This is a genomic window from Amycolatopsis plumensis (assembly GCF_042652605.1).
Taxonomy (GTDB): domain Bacteria; phylum Actinomycetota; class Actinomycetes; order Mycobacteriales; family Pseudonocardiaceae; genus Amycolatopsis; species Amycolatopsis plumensis.
This window is the reverse complement of the sequence record NZ_JBHSJY010000001.1, coordinates 1,864,298-1,881,598: the sequence shown is the minus strand read 5'-3', so window position 1 is coordinate 1,881,598 and position 17,301 is coordinate 1,864,298. Positions and strand designations below refer to the sequence as shown.

20 protein-coding genes are annotated in these 17,301 nt (G+C 69.4%); 8 read left to right on the top strand and 12 right to left on the bottom strand.

The window, feature by feature from the left end:
* Positions 1-8: 8 nt before the first annotated feature.
* Both ACFPLC_RS08715 and ACFPLC_RS08710 read right to left on the bottom strand, forming a co-directional pair.
* A complete protein-coding gene (locus ACFPLC_RS08715) occupies positions 9-230 on the bottom strand; it encodes a three-helix bundle dimerization domain-containing protein (RefSeq protein ID WP_378235766.1) in 222 nt (73 codons plus the stop codon).
* A 58-nt stretch (positions 231-288) separates the two neighbouring features.
* Positions 289-1,062, bottom strand: a complete 774-nt coding sequence (locus tag ACFPLC_RS08710) for a class I SAM-dependent methyltransferase (RefSeq protein ID WP_378199852.1) — start codon at positions 1,060-1,062, stop codon at positions 289-291.
* A gap of 71 nt (positions 1,063-1,133) precedes the next feature.
* Between ACFPLC_RS08710 and ACFPLC_RS08705 the strand changes: the two genes are divergently transcribed.
* Positions 1,134-1,718, top strand: coding sequence for a CGNR zinc finger domain-containing protein (locus ACFPLC_RS08705; protein WP_378199855.1), 585 nt, complete (start codon positions 1,134-1,136; stop codon positions 1,716-1,718).
* Positions 1,719-1,806: 88 nt separating this feature from the next.
* Here ACFPLC_RS08705 and ACFPLC_RS08700 read toward each other — a convergent pair whose 3' ends face one another.
* Entirely contained in the window at positions 1,807-2,436 is a 630-nt protein-coding gene (locus tag ACFPLC_RS08700; RefSeq protein WP_378199858.1) for a class I SAM-dependent methyltransferase, read from the bottom strand.
* Between the two features lie 88 nt (positions 2,437-2,524).
* Here ACFPLC_RS08700 and ACFPLC_RS08695 point away from each other — a divergent pair, with 88 nt between their 5' ends.
* Positions 2,525-3,106 carry a TetR/AcrR family transcriptional regulator gene (locus ACFPLC_RS08695; RefSeq protein ID WP_378199861.1) on the top strand — a complete coding sequence of 194 codons (582 nt, stop codon included), beginning with the start codon at positions 2,525-2,527 and terminating at the stop codon, positions 3,104-3,106.
* Positions 3,107-3,283: 177 nt separating this feature from the next.
* Here the strand turns inward: ACFPLC_RS08695 and ACFPLC_RS08690 are convergent, their stop codons facing one another.
* The 6 genes from ACFPLC_RS08690 to ACFPLC_RS08665 all read right to left on the bottom strand — a co-directional run bounded on the left by ACFPLC_RS08690 (position 3,284) and on the right by ACFPLC_RS08665 (position 10,552).
* Positions 3,284-4,645 carry a M14 family zinc carboxypeptidase gene (locus ACFPLC_RS08690; RefSeq protein ID WP_378199864.1) on the bottom strand — a complete coding sequence of 454 codons (1,362 nt, stop codon included), beginning with the start codon at positions 4,643-4,645 and terminating at the stop codon, positions 3,284-3,286.
* A gap of 143 nt (positions 4,646-4,788) precedes the next feature.
* Complete coding sequence (locus ACFPLC_RS08685; protein ID WP_378199867.1) at positions 4,789-6,573, bottom strand: putative Ig domain-containing protein; 1,785 nt, start codon at positions 6,571-6,573, stop codon at positions 4,789-4,791.
* A 444-nt stretch (positions 6,574-7,017) separates the two neighbouring features.
* On the bottom strand, positions 7,018-7,368 hold the full coding sequence (locus ACFPLC_RS08680; RefSeq protein ID WP_378199870.1) for an ArsR/SmtB family transcription factor: 351 nt from the start codon (positions 7,366-7,368) through the stop codon (positions 7,018-7,020).
* A gap of 78 nt (positions 7,369-7,446) precedes the next feature.
* Complete coding sequence (locus ACFPLC_RS08675) at positions 7,447-8,886, bottom strand: DUF1996 domain-containing protein (RefSeq protein ID WP_378199873.1); 1,440 nt, start codon at positions 8,884-8,886, stop codon at positions 7,447-7,449.
* Positions 8,887-9,123: 237 nt separating this feature from the next.
* A complete protein-coding gene (locus ACFPLC_RS08670; protein ID WP_378208226.1) occupies positions 9,124-9,948 on the bottom strand; it encodes a class I SAM-dependent methyltransferase in 825 nt (274 codons plus the stop codon).
* 49 nt (positions 9,949-9,997) lie between these two features.
* On the bottom strand, positions 9,998-10,552 hold the full coding sequence (locus ACFPLC_RS08665; RefSeq protein ID WP_378208229.1) for a hypothetical protein: 555 nt from the start codon (positions 10,550-10,552) through the stop codon (positions 9,998-10,000).
* Between the two features lie 179 nt (positions 10,553-10,731).
* Here ACFPLC_RS08665 and ACFPLC_RS08660 point away from each other — a divergent pair, with 179 nt between their 5' ends.
* Positions 10,732-11,379, top strand: a complete 648-nt coding sequence (locus tag ACFPLC_RS08660) for a DUF305 domain-containing protein (RefSeq protein WP_378208232.1) — start codon at positions 10,732-10,734, stop codon at positions 11,377-11,379.
* Positions 11,380-11,388: 9 nt separating this feature from the next.
* Here ACFPLC_RS08660 and ACFPLC_RS08655 read toward each other — a convergent pair whose 3' ends face one another.
* A complete protein-coding gene (locus tag ACFPLC_RS08655; RefSeq protein WP_378208235.1) occupies positions 11,389-11,739 on the bottom strand; it encodes an ArsR/SmtB family transcription factor in 351 nt (116 codons plus the stop codon).
* 52 nt (positions 11,740-11,791) lie between these two features.
* Between ACFPLC_RS08655 and ACFPLC_RS08650 the strand changes: the two genes are divergently transcribed.
* Together ACFPLC_RS08650 and ACFPLC_RS08645 are read left to right on the top strand one after the other, a co-directional pair.
* On the top strand, positions 11,792-13,129 hold the full coding sequence (locus ACFPLC_RS08650) for an MFS transporter (protein WP_378236268.1): 1,338 nt from the start codon (positions 11,792-11,794) through the stop codon (positions 13,127-13,129).
* Between the two features lie 21 nt (positions 13,130-13,150).
* Positions 13,151-13,864, top strand: a complete 714-nt coding sequence (locus tag ACFPLC_RS08645; RefSeq protein WP_378235765.1) for a TIGR03943 family putative permease subunit — start codon at positions 13,151-13,153, stop codon at positions 13,862-13,864.
* A 123-nt stretch (positions 13,865-13,987) separates the two neighbouring features.
* On the opposite strand, the gene ACFPLC_RS08640 is transcribed toward ACFPLC_RS08645, so the two are convergent.
* Positions 13,988-14,110, bottom strand: coding sequence for a hypothetical protein (locus tag ACFPLC_RS08640; RefSeq protein WP_378208178.1), 123 nt, complete (start codon positions 14,108-14,110; stop codon positions 13,988-13,990).
* A 62-nt stretch (positions 14,111-14,172) separates the two neighbouring features.
* On the opposite strand from ACFPLC_RS08640, the gene ACFPLC_RS08635 reads away from it, so the two are divergent.
* The 3 genes from ACFPLC_RS08635 to ACFPLC_RS08625 all read left to right on the top strand — a co-directional run bounded on the left by ACFPLC_RS08635 (position 14,173) and on the right by ACFPLC_RS08625 (position 16,305).
* Positions 14,173-14,319, top strand: a complete 147-nt coding sequence (locus tag ACFPLC_RS08635; RefSeq protein ID WP_378235764.1) for a hypothetical protein — start codon at positions 14,173-14,175, stop codon at positions 14,317-14,319.
* Positions 14,320-14,659: 340 nt separating this feature from the next.
* Positions 14,660-15,247, top strand: coding sequence for a copper resistance CopC family protein (locus ACFPLC_RS08630; protein WP_378208176.1), 588 nt, complete (start codon positions 14,660-14,662; stop codon positions 15,245-15,247).
* Between the two features lie 2 nt (positions 15,248-15,249).
* Positions 15,250-16,305, top strand: a complete 1,056-nt coding sequence (locus tag ACFPLC_RS08625) for a HupE/UreJ family protein (RefSeq protein WP_378208173.1) — start codon at positions 15,250-15,252, stop codon at positions 16,303-16,305.
* 248 nt (positions 16,306-16,553) lie between these two features.
* On the opposite strand, the gene ACFPLC_RS08620 is transcribed toward ACFPLC_RS08625, so the two are convergent.
* Entirely contained in the window at positions 16,554-17,003 is a 450-nt protein-coding gene (locus ACFPLC_RS08620; RefSeq protein WP_378208170.1) for a DUF4232 domain-containing protein, read from the bottom strand.
* Between the last annotated feature and the right edge of the window lie 298 nt (positions 17,004-17,301).

Sequence of the window (17,301 nt, the reverse complement as noted above, 5' to 3'; positions counted from 1 at the left end):
GGTCCCGGTCAGCCGCCTTCGATGCGGTCTCGGACCGAGCGCTCGACCAGAACCGGCAGGAAGCTGCGGATGTCGGCGTCGTCGAACCGCCGGCGTTCTGCCGCGATCGCGGCCCGGACGTCGTCACGGCGATCGGGCCCGTACTCGTCGATGAGCCGAGACGCGAGCGCCTCGAAGCTGTCGTCCTCACCTTTGGCGGTCAGTTCGTCCATGTCGGGGTGGTGCGACATGCCACGTCCTCCGTGCGTCGACGGCACTTTCTCCTGAACTTCCCGTCGGCGGAACGGCTCAAACCACCCGCGCCTCGCTGATCGCGCAGACCAGACGGTTGCCGCCGTGCTGCCAGAGCGTGCCCACTTCGGCAAACCCCGCTGCCCGCAGGGCACGTTCGTGGGTGGACAGCCGCGCCGATTCGGCCCCGCGGTGGCGGCCTCCGTCGCCACGCCGGGCGACGAATTCAGCGAGTGTGGGGTCCTCGGTGACCCCGTCCCACCACTCCCGCCAGTCGTCGAGGCTTTCCCCACGCGGCCCTGCCGCCCGCCGCAGCAGCTGCCGCTCGAGTTCCGCAAGTCCGGGTGCCGCGTCTTCAACGTTGACGTCGTCGCCGTTGAGGAGGATTCCGCCCGGGCGCAGCAATCCAGCCAGCTCGCGGTATGCGACACGCAGCTGGGGTTCGGGCAGCCAGTGCAAGGCCGTCGTGCTGACCGCGGCGTCGACGGGCCCGTCGAGCGCCAGGTCGGCGCCCCATCCGGGCCGGCCGAGATCCGCCTCGACGAAGCGCAGACCGGGTCGGTCGCCGTGGGCGGCCCGCGCCAGACCCAGCAGCAGCGGATCGGCGTCGACCGCGACGATCGTCGCCGCCGGGACGCGGTCGAGCACCCGCACCGCCAGGGAACCCGGGCCGCAGCCGAGGTCGAGCACCAGCGGATCCGGACGGCCGCACGCTGCTTCGAGGGCGTCGAGCAGCACGGTGAAGCGTTCCTCGCGGTGCGGGACGTACGTCTCCTGCTGACGGTCCCACCGGCTGATCCACGTCCGCGCGCGTTCACTCGATACCGGCATCGCCGCCTCCTTGTCACCGTCTTCTATCATCAATGACGGTCACGTTGGCAGTGTGAGGTGTAACTGGTCAAGTGGAATTCGACAGTCACTACAGCGGCCCGGTGCGTGTAGCCGTCCTCCTGGTCAACGCGCTGACTCCCGGTGAAGAACGCGGCCGCGCCCTCACCGTGCCCGTCGGCGACGACCTTCGCAGGGCTGCGACCGCGGCTTTGCGCGCTGCGGGCGAAAGCACTGAAGATCTGCCGCTGTTCACCAGTACGGACGCCGAGGCGATGGTCCGTGCCGCCGAAAAGCTGGCTCCGGTCTTCGCCTCGGCCGCCGAGGCGGATTACGACACCGCGGCTGAGCGGGCCAACCGGCTGATGGAACACCACGGCACGCAGCCGCGGCTGGTCCGCCATCCCGGTCAGGACTGGTGGCACTTGCACTACGCCGGAACCCACGGCGGCGTCGCCGGCGAATGGGCCGGAGCGTGCGCCGCGGCTTTGGCCGTCGTCCTCGGCAGCGCAGCCCGAGACCGGCTCGGCGTCTGCACGGCAGTGCGGTGCGACCGCGTCTACGTCGACACCTCGCACAACGGCAGCCGCCGGTTCTGTTCGACGGCGTGCCAGAACCGCGTGAAGACCGCAGCCTTCCGGGCCCGCAACCGAAGCTGAGCGGGGCGGGCCGGCGCGGCGAGGGGGAGGGTCCGCGCCGACCCGCGCGGTCAACGGTAATCCGGCACAGCTGCGTAGTCGAACTGCCTCATTTCACGGCTGAGACGTAGGCGACGAACCCCAGGTGCCCCTGGTCGGTCACGGTGAACCCGGCATCCTCTGCCAGCCGGGCGAGCCGTGCATGCGGGTCGTCGAGCATCCGTGGGCCACTCGCCATCCCGACCAGGTGCCGCACCAGGCGGGACCGCGGCGGCCGGAAGTCCGCGAGCAGCAACCGGCCGCCGTCGCGCAGCACGCGACGCATCTCGGCGAGCGCGGCGGGCTGATCGGCGTCCGGCAGGTGGTGCAGCACCAGGCTCGTCAGCACGACGTCGAACTCGCCGTCGCCGGCCGGCAGGGCCTGCGCGGTGCCGACCTCGAACCGGCACGACGCCGAGCCCACCGTCCCGCGGCAGTAGCCGATCATCGGCTCCGAGGCGTCGACGCCGAGCGCGTCCGCGCCGGCCTCGGCCGCAAGTCCGGTGAGGTAGCCGCTGCCGCAGCCGACGTCCAGCACCCGGTCCCCCGGTCGCACCCCGGCGAGCCGGATCAGCTCGCGGTACCGGCGTTCGCGCCCGATGAAGGCGATCCGGCTCGCTGTCTCGTACAACCGCGGCCGGGTGATCAGCGCGCCGTCCGCCCGCTGCCCGCCGTGCATCAACATCCGTCCCAGGTTCATGCCACACCTCGCTACTTAGTGACGACTAAGTTACGTCGACAACTTAGCCGCGACTAAGCGACCGGGGCAAGGCCACTACGATGAGGAGGTGACCGGCCGTACCCGCCTGACCGCCGAGCAGCGCCGCGAGACGATCTTGACGGCCGCCACCGCGGTGTTCGCCGAATACGGCTACCAGCGCGCCAAGGCGTCCGAGATCGCCGCCCGGGTCGGCGTCAGCGAGCCGGTGGTGTTCCAGAACTTCGGCTCGAAGGCCAGCTTGTTCGCTGCGGTGATCGAGCGCGCTTCCGACATTGCCGAGGAACTCCTCAAGTCGTTCGACGGTCAGCCGGTCGTGGAAGTCCTGCGTGCCCTGCTGGCGCCTGAGCACCTCGACGCGCTGCACGCCCCCGGGTCGCTGGGCGTCCTTTTCTCCGAGGGCACGGCGTCCGACGCGGACCCGCGCGTCCGGGAAGCCGCCGCAGCCGCTGTGCAGCGGCTGGCCCGGGGCTTCACGAGCATGCTGCACCGCGCGCAGGAGGCGGGCGAGCTGGACGCGGGCCTCGACGCGGAAGCCTTCGCGTGGTCGTTGATGTCCTTTGTGGCCGCCCGCTCGTTCCGCCGCGCGGTCGCCGCAGACCCCGCACTCGAACGGCGCCTCGTCGAGCAGCTTTTGCAGGCCCTCGGCTGAGCGGAAGCCCGGCCGGCGCGGCCAGGTGGTCAGCAGGGCTCCGAGCCCCTGGTCACTCGGGGTCGAGATCGCCGGGGTGGGCGTGCGTGCCGAGGAAGGCGACGAACTGGACGACCATGATCAGCCGCTGCTGCCCAATCCATCGCCCGCACCCGTCCGGACAAGCGGGAAGCTTCGTCAGTTGTACGGCGAGGGAGCCTTGCTCGCGAGGTAGTTGAACGTCTTGACCATGTACGGCCAGAAAGTGCTGTTCACGCACGAGTAACTCGGCGTGAACCCGTCGCACGCGCCGGGACCTTCGAGTTCGATGGTGAACGACGCGATACCAAGTTTGCCGTAGGCGTAGTCGTCCGAGCCGCCGGCAGCGTTGTACAGGAGGTCGCCGGCCTGACCGTACGGGTAGCCGGAGAACGCCGACATCGCCTTGCCCATCGCGCGGAACTGGGTGTCGCTGGGCGTGTGGACGGTGTTCGAGTACTCCCACGGCAGGATGATGATGCCCGCGTAGCTGTGCAGCATCAGCGCCGTGCCACGCGCGGACGCGTCGGGCTTGTCGGACGCCCCGTCCGCGCGGTGGTCACCGAAGAGCTGGCTCCAGAGCTGTTCCAGCGCCTTGTTCTCCGGCTCCGAATCGGCGGAGCCGTTGGACGTCGACGTCGTCTGATCGCACTTGCTGGTGTTGCTCTGCCAGTGGTAGCCGAAGTTCCGGTTGTTGTCGACGCCCGGCTGGCTGCCCGCCGAATCGCCGCAGCGCGAGAGGTCCGCACTGGTGAAGTCGGCGTTCTTCCGGTGCAGCACCGGGTTGTTGCCACCCCGCTGGACGATGTTGACGCCGTCCGGGTTGACGATCGGGACGACCCAGATTTCGGTGGTGTTCAACAGGTTCGTCACCGTGCTGTCGGTGCCGTAGCCGCTGACGAGGTAGTTGACGTACTTGTAGGCGAGCTCGCCCGTGGCGATCTCCCGCGCGTGGATCTGCGCCTGCAGGAGGAATCGCGGTTTGGTCGAGTTCGGGTTCAGGGCGCAGTCACCGCTGACCTTCTTCGTGATGCAGATGGCCTTCAGGTCGTAGCCGCCGCGGCCCTGCTGCTTCAGCCACGACTGCCCGTAGTCGACGACGGTGGCGAGGTCGGGGTGCGCGGTAGCGGCGGCGGTCAGGTTCGCGTAGTGCGCGTTGACCGTGTGGTAGCCGCCGTCGTAGGTCTCGTCCTGCGGTGCCGCGCCGGGTGCCAGGCGCGGGGACGCCCAGGTGGCCGCGGGGTACCGCTTGCTCACCTCGGTGCGGAAGCCGAGCTGGGACAGTTCGGCGCCGGTGGTCTCGTCGCCGACGACGAACAGGTCGTCGCCCTGGCGCTTGACGATGTCGAGGCCGACGGCGTCCAGCGTCTGAGCTCTGGCCAGCGCGTCGTGGACGCGGTACTCGACCGGGCCTTGACCGGACGCCGGGGTGTTCGCCTGGGCGCTCGTGCCGGTCGTCAGGCCCACCGACGCGAGCAGCAGCGCGGCGGCGACCGTGGTAGCGGCGCGGGAGTTCCTCATCGTGCCTCCTTGAAGTGGCCGGCTAGGCCCGAAGGATAGACGCTGCGAAGTCGTCCGGTTACCAACTGGAGTAGGAAACCGCTGAAGGTTGTGTCGAGACCGGCCATCCCGAACGGGCTCGGGATGGCCGGTCCGGACGGTGATCAGCTCAGGGTCAGTGCAGTGTCGTCGAGGCAGAAGGAGGTCTGCAGGGACGAGTCTTCGGTGCCGGTGAAGGTCAGTGTCACGGTCTGTCCGGCGAACGCCGAGACGTCGACCGTGCGCAGCTGGTAGCCGGCCGCCTTGTTGAGGTTGGAGTACGTCGCCAAGGTCGTCGAGCCTGCCTTGACCGTCAGCTTGTCGTACTGCGTCGTGGTCGTGGTTTCGGCGCTGTCGATGTGCAGGTAGTAGGTCAGCGTGGCGTGACATCCGGCGGGGATGGTCACCGACTGCGAAAGCGTGTCGGTGTGCGTGCTGCCGTAGCCGTCCAGGTAAGCGAGGTAGGTGCCGGCGTGCGGCGCTTCACCCCCCGAAGACGTGCTGATCACGCCGCTGGTCGCGGTCCAGGGGCTGGTTCCGCTTTCGAAGCCGGGGTTGCCCAGCTTCTGGCCCGAGCAGCCACCGCCGCCGGTCGGGTTGATCGTCCAGCTGAAGGTGGTGCTGCCGGTAGCGCCGGACGAGTCCTTGGCCGTCGCGGTCACCGAGTACGTTCCCGCGGTGGTCGGCGTGCCGGAGATCAAGCCCGAGGTGCTGATCGACAGCCCGGCGGGCAGGCTGGTGGTCGTCCAGGTGTAGCCACCGCTACCGCCGGATGCCGACAGCTGCAGGCTCACCGCGGTCCCGACGGTGCCGGTCTGGCTGCCGGGGTTGTTCGCGGTCACGGGGCCCGGTTCGCTGCCCCCACTGGTGAAGGCCGCGGTGCCGTTCGGGGTGCCCAGCCCGGTCGGCCCGTCCCAGCCCGCGCCCGCCTTGCACTGCACGGTCACAGAGCAGCTGCCGTTGCTGCCGGAGGTGACGTCGTAGAGGTTCCCCGTGTGGGAGTAGGGGTACGCGGCGGGGGTGTCGGACGCGCCGGGCGTGCCGGCGAGGGCGTAGACCGAGGCGATGATCGGGGCGGACGCGCTGGTCCCGCCGTAAACGGCCCAGCCGCTGCCGCCGTAGGTCTGGTAGACGGCGACGCCGGTCTGCGGGTTGGCGACCGCGGAGACGTCGGCGTTGGCGCGCTTGCTGCACCCCGTGGTCACGTTCTGGAACGACGGCTTGGCCACGCTCGTGGAGCAGCCACTGCCGGCACCGCTCCAGGCGGTCTCCGTCCAACCGCGGGTGCCGCCACCCTGGGTCAGGGACGTGCCGCCGACGGCGGTGACGTACTGGGAGGAGGCTGGGTAGCTGATGCCGTAGCCGCTGTCGCCGGTGCTCGCGGTGATGGCGACGCCGGGGTGGTGGAAGTAGCTGGAGTCGTAGGACGGCTCGCTGCCGTCCTCACCGCCGCCGTAGCTGTTGGAGACGTACTTGGCGCCCAGTGAGACGGCGGTGTTCACCGCGGTGCCGAGGGCTGCCATGCTCGGCTGGCTCGCCTCGACGAGCAGGATGTGGCAGTTCGGACAGATCGCCGAGACCATGTCGACGTCGAGGGAGATCTCGCCGGCCCAGCCGCTGTCGGCGGTCGGGAGCGGACTGGTCTGCCCGTTCTGGTTGACTTTCTTGAAGCAGCCGTTCGCGGTGGTGCAGGCGGGCAGGCCGTAGGTCGAACGGTAGGAGGCGAGATCGCTTTCGGCGTTGGGGTCGTCGTAGGCGTCCACGATGGCCACCGTCGCCGAGGCGCTGCCGCTCGCGGTCAAGTTGTAGGCCGACCGCAGCCCGGTGGGCCCGAAGCCGCTCGGCAGCGCGTTCGGCGCGAGCTGCGCCCGCATGGTGTCGGTCTGGCGTTCGGCGAAACACGTTGCCATGCCGGGCTTTGCCGCCTGGGCGCAGACACGTGCGGTCGGATGGACTGCGGCCGTGGTGGCGGGAAGTGCGGAAGCGGGAAGGGTGGGGGCAGTCAAGGCCAGAGCCGCGAAACCGGCTATGGCGAGGACTCTTCGGGGTGAACGACGCATGGATCACTCCTGGAGACGCAGCGAACGGTGGGCCCCATGGGTGTCCTGTTTATACAGTCCCCGGACACCTACTGACGTCGGTGACCAATTCGACACCGTTTGTCCCGGTAGGGATTCGGCCGAATGGCCCGGGGGATCAATCGGCTATGCCGCCCTGTTCGGCCTCGAACAGGACAAATCCGCTCGCGGCCGCGACCGACTTTCGTCGTGAATCGCCTCCGACTTTCGTCGGGACCGGGCGCGGTGACCCCTCCCGCTGTGGTCGGACGACGACCGGGGAGCGTTACGCCGCTGCTATGTCGACGTGGCGCCTGCTTGGACGCGCCCGCTGTGGTAAGCGACGTCGTCGAGGAGCTCGGTCACGTGCTCACCGGCGAGGCGGTAGCTCACGGTGCGGCCAAGCCTGGTGCTGGTGACCAGCCCAGCAGTCCGGAGGATCCCGAGTTGCTGGGAGACGAACGGCTGGCTCTTTCCGACCGCCTGGGCCAGGACGGTCACCGTCAGTGGCCCGTGCCGCAATTGAGCGAGGATCAGCAGACGGCCCGGTGCGGCGAGCGCGTGCAGTGTCGAGGCGACGGCGGACGCGGTTTCGGCATCCAGCCGAGCGACTGGTCGACGACGGCTGCGCTTGGCGCCAGATTCCATGTGGACACTCTAGCTTCGGCCAATGCCTGGCAGTCGTGTGCAAGCCTGCGACCGGAGCCGCAGGCCTGCACACGAGCACTACTGCGAGCAGCGTTTGCCGAAGTTGATGCAGTTCACGACCTGGTTCATCAGGCGCTGGCCCATGACGTTGGCGAAGTCGTCGTGGTCCGAGCGCGGGTTGTGTTTCTCCTGGGCGAAGGCGTCCACTTTGTATTGTCCGTTGACCTGGACGTCCCGGGGGATGTTGTAGGTCAGCGTGATCCGCAGCTGCGGCACGTTCTTGAAGCCCTGCGGGCACCGGCCCTGCTGGTCGGAGAACACGATGTGCGTGCGGTGGTTGGCGCTGTCGATGTTCTTGCCGTCCCAGCAGTTCGGGAAGGCGTGGATGCGCTTCACCTTGCTGCCTTCGGGGCAGATCGGGTACTTGTCGGTGAGCCGGTCCTCGAAGCCGCTGCAGGTCCAGCTCGGCCGGGCGTTGGCCGGTCCGTTGGTGCTCTGCTTGGCGTCGCCGTAGAGGATCCGGAGGAACTGCGGCATGGCCACGACCTTGCGGGCGCCGCCGCTGGTGAAGGTCAGGTCGGCGCGTTCGACGCGCTGGATTTCGCCTTCGTTGTCGCCGATCTCGTTCTTGTCGTTCACGCCGGGCAGTTCCGCGGGCTTGCCGCCGCTGTTCTGACCGCCGTTGTCAATCCCGCCCTGGCCGTTCTTCTTCAGGGCGCAGGCCGCCAGGCCGCCGAGGTCCGCCGGCTTCGCGCCGGTCCGGCCGATGGCGATGGCGATGCGGTCGAGGGTCGCTTTCCGCTTGTCCTTGAGCGGGCCGACGACGGCGTTCTGGATGTCCTGGTCGGATTTCAGGTCGCCGCCGGCGATCCGGGTGTTCGCTTCCTTGACCTGGTTGTCGAGCAGGTCGAGGTTGCGCTCGACCTCGTTGGCCGCCTGGTCGGGGACGTCGGCGAGCTTGCTGGCGACGTCCGGGCAGTCGACCTGCGCGGCCGCCTTGTCCTGCTTGGCCTGCTCGCGATCGGCCGAAACGTCCGTGGCAGGCGGGTTCTCCTCGTCCTCCTCGGTGTCGATGCGGACGACCGGCCAGAAGTAGGCCGACTTGTCCCCGTTCTTGCAGGTGGTGCCAGCCTTGGCGAGGCTCTTGTTGTTCGAGTCGGCGTTGGTGGAGAGGTTGCCGACGTAGTCGTGCAGGTGCTCGGCGCCGTTGCGGATGCCGGGCTGGGCGATGAAGTTGTCGGGGTTGAAGTGCTGGTTCTCGTTGCGGCCGCAGTCCACCGTGAAGGTTCCGCGAGCGCCTTGGCGTTGCAGCGCTTGGTTGACGTTCGTGCCTCGAGGCACCTTGGTGATGTCGATGAAGAACGACTTGTCCACTTCGGACGCACCGGCGGTGTCGGTGCCACCCGTGGTGGTGGCCACGACGAGGGCGCCGGCGGCCAGAGCCAGGCCGATGCCGAGGGTGGCGATTTTGGTGCGACGGGTGATGCGATGGCGGCCCGTGGCGGGGTTTCGGGGCATGGAGTTGTTCACCTCGTTAGGTTTTCCCAGGCGCAGCAAGGTAGAGCGCGGCCCGGGCAGCAACCAGCGACACGTCCGGTCCGGACGCGCGGGACCCGGGGAGCGACCGGAGGTCCGGACATCCGGTCGCTGGTCCCGACGTAGGCTGAAACGGACAGCCGTCACGAACGGTTCAAAACGCGACTCGGCCGTTATCTTTTCGTTACCAAGGTGGGCCGCAAGCGCGAGCGCACGTCGTCACTCGGGCTTGCTGAGGAAGAAGTAGGCGTAACGTTCGTCGAGTTCGTTCTTCGGGACGAGGTGGATCGCCCGTGGGGTGAGGCCGCACCGTTCGGCGAGCTGCCAGAACTCGTCGATGGGGTAGGTGGTCATTTCGGCGAGCCCGGAGCGGTAGGCGCGGCGCCGTGGCTTGGTCCGCCAGTGGCCGGCGTCGTACTTGATCTGGATCAGCGCCAGGCCGCCCGGGGCAAGAACTTCGCTCGCGATCCGCAGCAGCCGCTCGCCGTACTCCGGCGAGGGGATCAGCTCGAAGACGTAGAAGGACACGAAGACGTCGCACCGGCCTTCGACCTGAGGGATCGCGGCCTCGGGCTCGGCGACGTCGATCTCGATCGCGCGAAACGGCGTGTCGCAGGCGGCGCGAACCTGCTTTTCGCACTCCCGAAGGGTCTCCGGCGAGATGTCGACTCCGATGAACTCGTCCGCGCGCGGCGCGAAGTGCACGGCGTTCGCGCCGCCGCCGCAGCCCCATTCGAGAACCCGCTTCCACGGCCGGGTGAATCCGGCCATGCGGGCTCCGGCGTCGAACAGGTCCAGGTGCTCGGCGCCGATGCGCGACCACAGGTCTCCGCCGTCGAAGACCGCTGCGTCCTTCCAGTGGGAGTTGCCCTGCCACCGGTCTCCGGAGGGTTGACGCCAGTAGGCCTGGGCGTCGGCGGAGATCCGCGTCTCCGGCTGTTTGGCGCCGATCGTCGCGAGCGCGCGCTGTGTGAAGTCCTCGGCGCCGCGCGCAAGCTTCTTGGCTCTTCGCACGGCCGCGTGCAGGGTGAGATTTTCGGGCATGACAAGGAACCTCTTCGCTGTCGTCGAGGCGAGCGGGTGGGCGGGGAGCTCAGACCGCGAGCGGCGGGCCGCGACGAGCCCGGGTGCGCCGCAGGAGCACCTCGGTCGCGGTGTCCGAGGCCCGAGGGCTCGGCACGGCGACCCACAGTGGCGCTCGCACCGGCGAGGGCAGCAGTACCCGGCGGAGCGTGGTGATGACGACGTTGCAGACTGCCAGGACCGCGGCGTCGGCGTGCGCGAGCAGCAGCCCGACGATCAGGACCGCGCCGATGTGGCCGCCAATCATCAGTCCGGCGTTGCCGCCGACGAGGTCGTCGGCGGTGTGCGGGGCGAGCAGGCCCCGTGGCAGGACAAGCACGATGTGGAGCAGAAGCTGGCCCAGTGCCAGGGCGGCGATCGTGGTGACGGCGCCGCGACGGCGATCGGCGTAGGCCGTGCCGGCCCAGCTGACCAAGCCGGCGACCAGGAACGTGAGCTCAGTGTCGGGAAGCTCGCCGCCACCCAGCACGTGCGCGGACACCCCGAGCGCGGCGGTCGCCCCGCCGAGCACCACGCCGCGGACGACGCGGACCGTGGCCGGCAGGCGGCGTGCAGGACGCTTCACGGAATCCAGCGTAACCACAAAGCGTGTCCGGCTGTCCAGTGTCCGGACGCGTACGCATTGTCCACCAACCAGCGCTTCACCTGGTGTGTTTCCCGCTCGCAGTCACGCTTCCGGTACGGTCACGCGCCACGGCCGCGAACACGAGGAGTGCAACGCGGACTTCCGGACGGAGCACGGTGATGGATTTTCGGCGAGTTCCCGCCGCGGTCAAGGCGGCTGCGGTCGTCGTCGTGCTGCTGCTCGGCGCCGCCATCGGGGTGCTGCTGCAGTCCTCGGTGTCCGCGCCGGACGCGGTGGCCGAGCCGGGCGGCATCGAGGTCGGGTTCGCGCAGGACATGACGGTGCATCACCGGCAAGCCGTCACGATGGGCAGCTGGGCACGCGACCGCACCACCGATGGGGCGGTCCGGCAGCTCGCCTTCGACGTGGAGCGGGGACAGACCGAGCAAATCGGCCGGATGCAGGGCTGGCTGGCCGCGTGGGACCGGCCGTCGCAACCGGCGGGCCGGTACATGACCTGGATGCCGGACGACGGCCACAACCACCGTGGTGCCGCCGGCTTCGACGGCGTCGCGACCATGCCCGGGATGGCGACCGAGCAGGAGCTCGCGCGGCTGCGTTCGCTGTCCGGGCGCGAGATGGACGTCTACTTCCTCCAGCTGATGCGCCGGCACCACCAAGGTGGTCTCCCGATGGCGCAGTACGCACTCGACCGGGCCGGCGTCCCCGCGGTGCGGTCGCTGGCCCGCAGCATCGTCGCCTCCCAGACCGACGAGGTGGGCGTCATCGAGCACATGCTGTTCCTGCGCGGCGCCAAGGCCTGGTGAGCCACGGGCTCAATCGTGGTCCGGGATGCCGTGGATGTGGTGGTCCGCGGCGTTCATGACCTCGGCCAGCAGGCGGCGGACGTGGCCGCCGCGGGCCCGGTAGAAGGTGTGACGGCCGTCGCGGCGCAGGCTGACCAGCCCGGCCAGCCGGAGCTTGGCCAGGTGCTGTGACACGGCCGGTCGCGCGATCCCGACGGCGGCGGCCAGGGACGCGACGTCGTACTCGTCGCCGCTGAGCAGCCAGAGCATCCGCAGCCGGCCCGGTTCCGCCAGCATCCGAAGAGCGGTGGCGGCGGTTTCGAGCTGGTCAGCGGGCGGAAGCTGAGCCCATTGCTCACCAGACTCGTCGTGTGCGTACATGTGCACCTATCATGGAGGGGTACTCGTCGTCAGTCAGGAGTTTCGCGTGGTCTTGTCCTTGTTCCGTCATCGGGACTACCGGCACCTGTTCACCGCCCAGCTCGTGGCGCTGTTCGGCACCGGGCTGACCACGGTCGCGCTCGGCCTGCTGGCCTACGACCTCGCCGGGGCCGACGCCGGTGCGGTGCTGGGGACCGCGTTGGCGATCAAAATGGTCACCTACGTGACGGTGGCCCCCCTTGCCGGTGCCTACGCCGACCGCGTGCCGCGCCGAGTGATGCTGGTCTGCCTGGATCTCGTGCGGGCACTGGTCGTGCTGGCGTTGCCGTTCGTGGACCAGGTCTGGCAGATCTACGCCCTGATCGTCGTGCTCCAGTCGGCGTCCGCCGCGTTCACCCCGACCTTCCAGGCGGTACTGCCCGACATCCTGCCCGACGAACGGGACTACACCCGCGCGCTGTCGGCCTCGCAGCTCGCCTCGACGATGGAGAGCCTGCTGAGCCCCGTCCTCGCGGCCGCGGTGCTCACCCTCGTCAGCTTCCACTGGCTGTTCACCGGCACCTCGGTGGGCTTCCTCACTTCGGCTGCGCTGGTGCTGACGACCCGGATCCCGGACGCGGTCCGCAGCCACCGCGGCGGGGTGTGGGACCGCACCCTGGCCGGGGCGCGGATCTACGCGGCGACGCCGCGGCTGCGTGGGGTCATGGGCCTCAATCTCGTGGTCGCCGCGGTCGGTTCGGTGGTCATGGTCAACACCGTGAACTACGTCCGTGACGCGCTCGGCCGTGGCCAGGCGGACGTCGCGCTGCTGCTCGCGGCCAACGGCGTCGGCACGATGCTGGTCGCTCTGCTGCTCCCGCGCGTGCTCGACCGGGTCCGCGAACGCACGGTGACGCTCACCGGGGCGGCCGTGCTGCTGGCCGGGATCGCCGGAGCCATCGGACTGTCCACAGTGGACGGCGGTAGCTGGTTCGCCGCGCTGGCGGTGTGGGCCACCGTCGGGCTCGGCACCGGCCTTGTCCTGACGCCGGTGGGCCGGGTGCTGCGGCGCTCGAGTGCCTCAGCGGACCGGCCGGCGGTGTTCGCCGCCCAGTTCTCCCTATCGCACGCGTGCTGGCTGCTGGCGTACCCGATCGCCGGCTGGCTCGCCACCGAGGCGGGCTTCAGCACGACGTGGATCGTGCTCGCCGGGCTCGGGCTCCTCGGCGCCGTCGTCGCCGTCCGAGCCTGGCCGCGAGCCGACCACGACGTCCTCGAGCACACCCACGACGACACCACCGACCCGGCACACCTGACCGACGCCATCCAGGTCGACGACGGCCTGTGGCAGCATCGGCACGAGTACGTCATCGACCGCGAACACGACCGCTGGCCCACGGCGACACGGTGACGCCGGCGGAGAGGTCGTTGCGTGCGGCGTGAAGCGCAGAACATCCTGCTGCTCCTGGTCGGCGGCGCCCTGCTCAAGATCACGTTCGACGGCACCTACCTCCGCTACGTGAAGCCGGGCATGGCACCGTGGCTGATCGGCGCGGGTGCTGTCGCAGTGGTGCTGGCGGCCGTGGCGATCGTCACGGACATCAGGGGCCGCGGCGCAACCACGGACCACGACCACCGCACGCGCAGCACGTGGCTGCTGCTCCTGCCGGTCTTGGCGATCTTCTTGGTCGCGCCGCCTGCGTTGGGGGCGGACGCGGTGAACCGCAGCGGCCCCCGGACGGTCGCGGGACCGGTCGCCGACGGCACCGCCAAGGTGCCGTTCGCGCCACTGCCGCCCGGGGACCCGGTCCGGCTGAAGCTCGACGAGGTGGTCACCCGGGCGGGCTGGGACAGCGCCGGCACGCTGGACGGCCGGGTCGTCGAGCTGACCGGGTTCGTCGTCCACAGCGCCAGCAGGAAGCCCTACCTGACCAGGATCGTCATGGGCTGCTGCGCGGCCGACACGTTCCCCGTCCACGCGCAACTCGCCGGTGACCGGCTGCCCGCCTGGCGCGACGACCAATGGCTCACGGTCACCGGCACCGTGGTCCCGAACACCGCGACCAAGGCGAACGGGTACACCCCGGCGCTGCGGATCCGTTCCGTCCGGGAAGTACCAGCGCCGCCGGACGTCTACGAGTATTGACTGCGCCGGGTAGCTACCCGGTCGGACATCAGTAGCGCAGCCGTCCGGCGGGGCTGGTGTCCGTGAGCGCGCCGCCGTTGCGCTCGATCACGCGCCGCGAAGCGTCGTTGTCCGACGCGCAAGTCAGCAGAGCGTGGTCGACACCCGGCTCCCTACAGGCCCTTCGTCGTACTCGCGCAGGGCGGCAAGGAACGACTCGTGGTAGCACTCGCCGGGGACGACCAGGCGGGGACGAAGTTCGGGCACCAGCCGACCACTCCCGACGCCTGCGGTCCCGGGCAAGACGTTTTGCCCTGGCACCGAGCCGGGTGGGGCTGCCGAACGGCACGTCGGTCGCCGAGGTGGAGAGCTTCATAGCGCTCGGGATCCAGGACCGGATCCTGGCCAACAGCCAGTCCTACCGGGTGCCCCGGCGATGGTGGCGAAGGTCTCGGCGGTGCCGCGTGGCGGGCTGATGCTGATCCAGAACTTCAAGGTGCCGCGGGAACCGGTACTGGCGTGAAGCTGGATCTGGTGACTTCACGTGGGCGGGCGAGTTCGACGAGAAGATCGGCTCGGTCACCCGCGACCAGCTCACCCATGCCGATATCCAGAGTTTCGTTCACGCCGGTCAACCGCCGTGCTGCTGCCGTGGGTGCTCTACCGCCGCGCACCTACGTTGACCTCGGTGAACACAACCGCCTCGAAGATGCGACCGAAGCCGTGGACGGTATAGAACAACACGTCGGGAACTAGAGGTACGTTTCCGACGACTACTGCACTGCACGGACAGTTCCACCCCGAAGGGACCATCGGATGAAGTTCAGGCACGTCGCCGCGGCCATGCTGGTCGCCGTCACGGCGCTGCTGGCCACAGCGGCACCGGCTTCCGCCCACGCCGGGCTGAAGAGCAGCAACCCGGCCGAAGGCGCTTCGCTGGCGACCGCGCCGTCGAAGATCGAGTTGACCTTCGGGGAGGCGGTGAAGCCGGACACGATCACCGTGACCGGCGCCGACGGCACCAAATGGGAAACCGGCGCGCCGACCGTCACCGACGCCGTCGTCACGGTGCCGGTCACCCCTGCCGGGCCTGCCGGGAAGTACGTCATCGCCTACAAGGTCACCTCCGAGGATGGGGACCCGGTCTCAGGCACCGTGAACTTCACTCTCACCGCCGCCGTCGCGCCCAGCACGACCGCGGCCCCGACGACGTCCTCCTCGGCTGCCGCACCCAGCAGCACCGCACCGCCCACGAGCGCCACCCCGACGCCGCAGGCGCAAAGCGACTCCGGAGGCGGCCTGCCCGCCTGGGTTTGGATTCTCATCGCCGTCGTGGTCGTCGCCGTGCTCGCCGGGGTGATCCTGGCCCGCCGCCGCGGTCCCTCGACGCCGAGCGGAGAGTGACCGTGTTCGCCTCGCGTGTTGTGACCCGGCTGGCCGCCGGGATCGTTGTGCTCGTCTTCGCGGTCGTGTTCGCCCCGGCCGCGTCGGCGCACGGGATCTCCGGATCCGCCGCCGACAAGAGCACCCTCGAGTTCATCCCGGTCGGCATCGAGCACATGCTGCTGGGCTGGGACCACCTGCTGTTCATCGCCGGCATCGTGCTGCTCGCGGGTGAACTCCGCCGTGCGGCGAAGTTGATTTCGGTGTTCGTGCTCGGCCACAGCACGACTCTGATCGCCGGAACGCTCGCGGGCTGGCGCGTCGACGCCACGGTCGTGGACATCGTCATCGCGCTGAGCCTCGTGTTCGTCGGCGTGGTCGGCTGGTTCGGCCGGCCCACCCAGTGGCGCTGGTTCGGCCTCGGCGTGTTCGCCTTCGGGCTTGTGCACGGCCTTGGCCTGTCGACCCGGCTGCAGGACCTCGGCTTGCCGGAGGACGGTCTGTTCGGCCGGGTGATCGCGTTCAACGTCGGCGTCGAGATCGGGCAGCTGCTGGCGATCGCGGTCATGATTGTCCTCGGCAAGCTCGCCGCCCGGGTGATCACCTGGTCGCGCGCTCACAAGGCCGCGCACGGCGGCCTCATCGCCGCCGGCCTGGTGGCCGCGGTCGTGCTGAGCGTCGTCGCGGTGACCGCGGCCCCGGCCGATGCGATCGGCAGCTGCTTGGTCCGGCCGCGCACCGAAACCTACCCCGGCGGCGAAGGCGGGCATCCCGACAGGGACTTCTACGAACCCACCGAAGCGTTCCCGGCCACGGACTTCGGGCACGTCCTCGGCGACGGCTTCGTCCTCGTCCACTACCAGCCGACGATCACCCCGCAGGAACTCACCGAGCTGCGCGCGTTCGTCACCGGACCGGACGGCCAGCGCGTCATCGGCGGTGTCATGCCGCAGCAGAAGGAGAAGATCAAAGCGATCAACGCTCGTACGACGCTGACGTGCGACCGGCTCGACATCGCCGCGCTGAAGGAGTTCAAGAGCCGCTGGTTCGCCGACCCGCAGTCGCACCCGGCCGGCTGATCGACGGTCCGGTGCCGATGTGACCCATCAGCACGGCGCCGGACCGTCGCCCTGCATCCGGTAAATCCCACAGGCCGTCCCTTGCCCGCAGATCGAGGCTAACCGCCCGAGGCGAGGAAACCCACGGGCGTAAGCCGGAACACGACTTTCGTCGGGTCTGACGGGTCGGATGCTCGGTGGACGCACGGCACGGCCCGCCGAATTGGCCGAAGCCCAAGTCTCTGACCTGTGCGCCGATCACAGAGCACCTAGCTGAGCAGGGTGAACCAGCTCGACGAAAGGCTGCCCGTTTCCCCTCGTTCCGGTAGGTCGGGCTGCGCCGGTCCGTCAGCGTCGACCGTCGCCGAGCCACCCTCCCAGGACACCGTGATTCGTCCAGAGGCGGCTCGGCCGCCCCAACCCGACCAGCTGATCGGCGCCGACGCCCGCCGGCCCGGCGCCAAGATCACGAAGGGCGGCATGCGCAACTCCAGCGTCGTCCACTGGTCCACCCCCAACGGCTGGCCGTCCAGCCCCCATGGCTGCAGTGTCGGCTTCCTACCCAACCGGCACGCGTGTCCGCTGACGTTCTCCGCGACGATCTCTCCCCGCAACCCACCACCCGGAGCCCGGGACCACCGGACCGACACGGCGAGATCATTCGAGCCACAGGGAGGAATCTTTGCCTCTTCTTGTTGCCAACGAAACAGATCGCCCACCGGCGGACCTGAGCCCGGCTTAGCCGATGTGACATACCAAGCCTGATCAAGATCGGGTTCGCGGTGACCACTTGAGTCCACGGTGAATCCTCCGCCCCGACAATCCGTAGGACGAGTGTCCCAGCTGGCACCGCCAACTTCCCGCGCTTGCTGAACATCCCGGCTGGCCCGGTCGCGGAACGAGCCTGGGAGATCACTCGGTGGACGTCGTTCAGGCTCTCCGGAGCGCGGCTGGGCCCCACAATCACCCGGCCTGCTGGCCTGTCACGGTGGCCGAGTAGCTCGTGGGCGGGAGGCC

Excerpts from the sequence above, each read along its gene's own strand:
- ACFPLC_RS08715 (WP_378235766.1), bottom strand. The coding sequence starts at position 230 with ATGTCGCACCACCCCGACATGGACGAACTGACCGCCAAAGGTGAGGAC.
- ACFPLC_RS08710 (WP_378199852.1), bottom strand. The coding sequence starts at position 1,062 with ATGCCGGTATCGAGTGAACGCGCGCGGACGTGGATCAGCCGGTGGGAC.
- ACFPLC_RS08700 (WP_378199858.1), bottom strand. The coding sequence starts at position 2,436 with ATGAACCTGGGACGGATGTTGATGCACGGCGGGCAGCGGGCGGACGGC.
- ACFPLC_RS08690 (WP_378199864.1), bottom strand. The coding sequence starts at position 4,645 with ATGAGGAACTCCCGCGCCGCTACCACGGTCGCCGCCGCGCTGCTGCTC.
- ACFPLC_RS08685 (WP_378199867.1), bottom strand. The coding sequence starts at position 6,573 with ATGGCAACGTGTTTCGCCGAACGCCAGACCGACACCATGCGGGCGCAG.
- ACFPLC_RS08680 (WP_378199870.1), bottom strand. The coding sequence starts at position 7,368 with ATGGAATCTGGCGCCAAGCGCAGCCGTCGTCGACCAGTCGCTCGGCTG.
- ACFPLC_RS08675 (WP_378199873.1), bottom strand. The coding sequence starts at position 8,886 with ATGCCCCGAAACCCCGCCACGGGCCGCCATCGCATCACCCGTCGCACC.
- ACFPLC_RS08670 (WP_378208226.1), bottom strand. The coding sequence starts at position 9,948 with ATGCCCGAAAATCTCACCCTGCACGCGGCCGTGCGAAGAGCCAAGAAG.
- ACFPLC_RS08660 (WP_378208232.1), top strand. The coding sequence starts at position 10,732 with ATGGATTTTCGGCGAGTTCCCGCCGCGGTCAAGGCGGCTGCGGTCGTC.
- ACFPLC_RS08655 (WP_378208235.1), bottom strand. The coding sequence starts at position 11,739 with ATGTACGCACACGACGAGTCTGGTGAGCAATGGGCTCAGCTTCCGCCC.
- ACFPLC_RS08630 (WP_378208176.1), top strand. The coding sequence starts at position 14,660 with ATGAAGTTCAGGCACGTCGCCGCGGCCATGCTGGTCGCCGTCACGGCG.